The sequence below is a fragment of the Sphingomonas sp. Ant20 genome (assembly GCF_000783375.1).
Taxonomy (GTDB): Bacteria; Pseudomonadota; Alphaproteobacteria; order Sphingomonadales; family Sphingomonadaceae; genus Sphingomonas; species Sphingomonas aerolata.
Map to the genome: position 1 here is coordinate 1 of NZ_JRVI01000133.1, position 2,391 is coordinate 2,391.

At 67.7% G+C, this 2,391-nt stretch carries 1 protein-coding gene and 1 pseudogene; both read right to left on the reverse strand.

Going from position 1 to position 2,391, the window contains the following annotated elements; translation table 11 throughout:
* A pseudogene (locus NI18_RS14950) lies at positions 1–421 on the reverse strand (hypothetical protein); the annotation flags it as partial.
* On the reverse strand, positions 421–2,145 hold the full coding sequence (gene argS, locus NI18_RS14955; protein ID WP_037530972.1) for an arginine--tRNA ligase: 1,725 nt from the start codon (positions 2,143–2,145) through the stop codon (positions 421–423). The gene argS and the pseudogene NI18_RS14950, both read right to left, overlap by 1 nt.
* Between the last annotated feature and the right edge of the window lie 246 nt (positions 2,146–2,391).

Sequence of the window (2,391 nt, forward strand, 5' to 3'; positions counted from 1 at the left end):
CGTTACAGGCACTCCACCGCGTTGCGGCCGGCAGGATCGTCCGCCCCCGTCGACGTCGCCACCGCACGCGTCCGGCGACCGGCGCCTCGGGCACGCCCGTCAGGTCGATCGCACCATTGCCAGCACCCTTGCCCGCGCTGGTGGCGATCGCGCTGTCGCCTTCGCCATTGACCTTGAGGCCGCCGACCGCGTCGGGCTTGACCTTGTACGGCGTCGCTGGCGCGGCGATCAGCTGGCCGTCGCCCGACGGCACGCGGTTCTGCAGCGTGTAGACCCCGAAGATGATCGCCGCGAGCAGACCCAGCCCCAGCACGACCAGCGCGACGACACGCGCGATCGGCGGGCCGTCACGATCGTCCGACTCGATCGTCTCCAGCCAGGGCAGTCGATCTTCCTCGCGCAGGTTCATCTCGTCGGCCATCAGTTCAACTCCGAAACCGCCTCGACGCCCATGATGGCAAGGCCGTTGCGGATGATCTGCCCGATTGCATCCGCCAAGAAAAGCCGTGCCGCCGTGGCGCCGGGATCCTCGACCACCAGGAAGCGCCGCTCGGGCCGATCGTTGCCGACATTCCACAGCGCATGGAACGCGGCGGCCAAGTCGTAGAGATAGAACGCGATCCGGTGCGGCTCGCGCGCCGTGGCGGCGGTTTCGACGATTCGCGGGAACTGGCTGGCGAGCTTCATCAGCGCAAGCTCGTCCGTATCAAGCCGGGACAGGTCCGCCTCGATCGCGGCGATTCCCGCCTCGTCCGCGCGCCGGTGCAGCGACGCGATCCGTGCATGCGCATATTGGACGTAGAAGACCGGATTGTCCTTCGACGCCTCGACCACCTTGGCGAAGTCGAAGTCCATCTGCGCATCCGACCGCCGCGTCAGCATCGTGAAGCGCACGACATCCTTGCCGACCTCGTTCACGACATCGGCGAGCGTGACGAAATTGCCCGACCGCTTCGACATCTTCACCGGCTCGCCATTGCGCAGCAGCCGGACCATCTGGACCAGCTTGACGTCGAACCGAGTCTTGCCGCCGGTCAGCGCGGCCACGCCCGCGACGATCCGCTTGACCGTGCCACCGTGATCCGCGCCCCAGATGTCGATCAACTGGTCGGCGGTCTGGCTCTTCTGGAAATGATAGGCGAGGTCGGCACCGAAATAGGTCCAGGACCCGTTCGACTTCTTGATCGGCCGATCCTGGTCGTCGCCGAACTGCGTCGAGCGGAACAGCGGCAGCTCGACCGGCTCCCAGTCGTCCGCCATCTCGCCCTTGGGCGCCTCGAGCACGCCGTCATAGACCAGATCGCGCGACCGCAATTCGGCCTCCGCCGCCTCGGGCTTGCCGAGCGCCTGCAGCTCCGCCTCGGAGGAGAACACCTCATGCTCGATCCCGAGCAGCGCGAGATCGGCGCGGATCATCACCATCATCGCCGCGACCGCACGCGTCCGGAACATCGCCAGCCAGTCGCTTTCGGGCGCGCCGACGAACCGGTCGCCATATTCGCTCGCCAGCGCCTGGCCGATCGGCACGAGGTAATCGCCGGGATACAGGCCCTCGGGGATCGTCACGGTCTCGCCCAGCGCCTCGCGGTACCGCAGATGGACCGAGCGCGCGAGCACATCGACCTGCCCACCGGCATCATTGACATAATATTCGCGGATCACCCGGTGCCCGGCAAATTCGAGCAGGCTGGCCAGCGCGTCGCCGACCACTGCGCCCCGGCAATGCCCCATGTGCATCGGTCCGGTCGGGTTCGCCGACACATATTCGATGTTGACGGTGATCCCGTCGCCCAGCGTAGAGCGCCCGTAATCGGCGCCTGCGACCGGCACCGCGGCCAGCTCGCCGCGCCAGGCATCGTCGGTCAGCTTCATGTTGATGAAGCCCGGTCCCGCCACGCTCGCGCTGTCGACGGACTCGATCTTGCCGAGTTCGACGACCAGCGCATCCGCCAGCACGCGCGGGTTGGTCTTGGCGGGCTTGGCCAGCACCATCGCCGCGTTGGTCGCGAGATCGCCGTGGCTTGCATCGCGCGGCGGCTCGACCGTCACGTTCTTGCGGTCGAGCCCGGCCGGCAACAATCCCGCCTCGGTCAGCGTGTCGAGCGCCGCATCGATATGCGCGGCGAAGCGGGTATAGAGCGTCATGACAATTCCGGTATCGTAAGGAAGCGGGGGCTCTAGCCCAAAGCAGGGCCGGGCTCAATTCATCCCGCACCGGCCCGGTCAGGTGCGGACCAGCCCTTCGATCGCCAGGGTCCCGGCGCTGGCCGGAAACAGCGTCGCCATCGCGCGGCCGGGCTCGACGCCGAAATGCGCCGCGACCGCACCGCCGATGAACGCGTCGAGCGCCATCGCCGGCCTGAGGTCCCGCCCCTCGTAAAGCGCCCCGGC